The sequence below is a fragment of the Winogradskyella sp. 4-2091 genome (assembly GCF_045765065.1).
Lineage (GTDB): Bacteria > Bacteroidota > Bacteroidia > Flavobacteriales > Flavobacteriaceae > Winogradskyella.
Genome location: NZ_JBJKOD010000028.1, coordinates 1 through 2964, shown reverse-complemented (window position 1 = coordinate 2964; position 2964 = coordinate 1). Strand labels below are relative to the sequence as shown.

The 2964-nt window shown below is 38.4% G+C and carries 1 protein-coding gene; it reads left to right on the top strand.

The window, feature by feature from the left end; all coding sequences use genetic code 11:
- The coding region (locus ACJBCC_RS17055) for a T9SS type B sorting domain-containing protein (protein ID WP_407557894.1) at positions 1-2960 on the top strand (2960 nt) is incomplete at its 5' end.
- Positions 2961-2964: the final 4 nt, after the last annotated feature.

Genomic DNA, 2964 nt, shown 5'->3' with positions numbered 1-2964 from the left:
CCTATACCAATACAGATCCATTTAGTCAAATATTATGGGTTAGAGTAGAAGATAACATGACCGTAGAAGGCTGTTATAAACTTACAAGTTTAGAGCTAATTGTTAATCCATTACCAGTATTAGTTACACCAGCACCACTAGAGCTGTGTGATGACAATAATCCAGGGAACCAACAAGAAGGCTTTACTCTAGAATTGGCAAATGAAGAGATTTTAGCAGGTCAAACAGGAATCAGCTTAACGCATTATGAGACGCAATTAGATGCAGAGAATGCGACCAACCCAATAGTAAGTCCATATCTAAATACAACTAATCCACAAACTATTTTTGTGCGTGCAGAGAATGATATAACAGGTTGTTATAATACAGTAACAGTAACCTTACGAGTTAATCCAATACCATCACCACAACCGAGTCCAGAGGCTATAGAGGTTTGTGATGATGACAATGATGGATTTTCAGAATTTGATTTAGAACAACGTACAGTAGCGATTACTAATAGTGAGCCTAATGTTGTGATTACTTATCATGAAACTCAGATTGATGCAGAGATGGGAGACAATGCCCTTGTAAGCCCATACATTAATATTGTAGCAGACACTCAGTTTTTATATGTACGCTCAGAGAACACACTCACAGGCTGTTATAGTTTAACGAGCAATAGACTTCAACTTATTGTACATGCTGCACCAGAAGTGCCATTAACAATAGAGCCTTATGTGATTTGTGATACAGATGATGATGGTATTGCTCAATTTGATCTTACCACAAAAGACGACGAGATTTTAAATGGACAAAACCCAGCAGACGTTATATTGACTTACCATGTCAGTGCAGCAGATGCAGATACAGGAGACAATCCAATAACCAATGTAGGTAGTTACACAAATAATGGTAATCCGCAAATAATCTATGTGCGTTTATATGATCCTGTTACGAGTTGTCAAGATGTAGGTAGTTTTGAGTTAAATGTAGCTTTACCACCAGAAGCGGTACAACCAACACAACTCAACGCTTGTGATGATCTAGGCGAAGTGCCAGGCGATGAGATCACAGTATTTGATCTTACAGTAAAAGATAATGAGATTACGGGCGGAAATGCGAGTTGGAGTGTTGCTTATTATGAGACCAATGCAGATGCACAATCTCAAATGAATGTAATTGCAGATCCAACTCAGTATACCAACACTAGTATAGATGGTGCCATGGCTAACCCACAAACCTTATATGCAGTAGTAACAGACACAGACACAGGCTGTACGGATATGGTAACCTTAACCATACGAGTACAACCTAATCCAACACCAACACTTATTGTCCCAGACATCGAGTTATGTGATAATGACAATGCAGGTAATGGATTAGAGATTTTCGATTTAACCGAGCATGAGGTCTTATTACTCAATGGCGAAGCCAATGTATCAGCAAGTTATTATGAAACAGCAGATGATGCAGATTCAGGAACCAATGCTATCGTAGACCCAACAGCCTACCAAAACATAGAGACACCAGAGCAAGTGATTTATGTAAGAGTAACCAATGATCTTACAGGTTGTTATGCCTTAGTTGATTTTAGTATCATAGTACATCCATTACCAGAGGTTGTAGCAGTAACCGACTATATTCAGTGTGAGCTAAATACAGATGGCCAAGATAGCTTTGACCTAACGTTAAAAGACGCAGAGATCTTAAACGGACAAGATGCAACGCAGTTCATTGTAAGCTACCATGAAACATTGGTAGATGCACAAGATGGCGTTAATGGTTTAGTGAGTCCATATATCAACAGTATAAGTAACCCACAACCTATCTATGTAAGAATAACAAATAATGTAACAGGTTGTTTTATCAGTACTCAGAGTTTTAATCTCGAAGTACAAGAAGGCGCAAGAGCAGAAGAAGATCAAATTCTATTTGAAGCCTGTGATGATAATATGGAAACCGATGGCGATACAACAAATGACAGTGTTCAGTTTGATTTAACCACACAAGACACTCTAGTATTAGACGGTCAAGATAGTACCAACTATGTGGTAAGCTATTATGCAACTCAAGACGATGCAGACCTAAAAGTAAATCCATTACCAACCTTGTATGAAAATGTGGTTAATCCGCAAGTGATATATGCACGTGTAGACAATGACACACCAGATGGTGTAACAGGTAATGATACATCAATATGTTATGCCATAGCAGAAGTGATCTTACAAGTCGATCCATTACCAGAGTTTGATTTAGAAGATAGTTATATCTTATGTATCAACACCAATGGTACAGAAATATTAGAACCATTAGAGATTGATACAGGATTAACAACAACAGACTATAGTTTTGAATGGAGCTATGAAGGTGTTGTAATAACAGGCGAAACACAAGCGACGTTAATGCCAAGTGCAGGCGGTAATTATAGTGTAAGGATTGTTAATTTGGTAACAGGTTGTGAGAACGAAGACAGTACAGAAGTACAAGAAAGTGAGCCACCAAGTGTAACCATCGAGCAGTTAACACAAGCTTTTTCAGAAAACCACGTTATACAAGCAGTATTGGGAGATGAGATAGGCGAGTATGAGTTTAGTTTAGATGGCGGACCATGGCAAGATGAGCCACTGTTTAGTAATGTATCAGCGGGCGAACATGAGATTGTAGCTAGAGATAAGTTTGGCTGTGGAACCGACACCGCACAGACCTTTATAGTAGATTATCCGTTATATTTTACACCCAATGGAGATGGATTTAATGAAACTTGGAACATCGCAGGTATTGGAAGTAATGCAAAAATTTATATATTTGACAGATACGGAAAGTTGTTAAAACAATTAAGTCCAGATGGAAGTGGTTGGGATGGCACGTTTAATGGTAATTTAATGCCAACAAGCGACTACTGGTTCACAGTAGAGTATGACGAGCCAGGTACTGATATCCGTAAAGAATTTAAAGCCCATTTTACCTTGAAACGATAAAGAA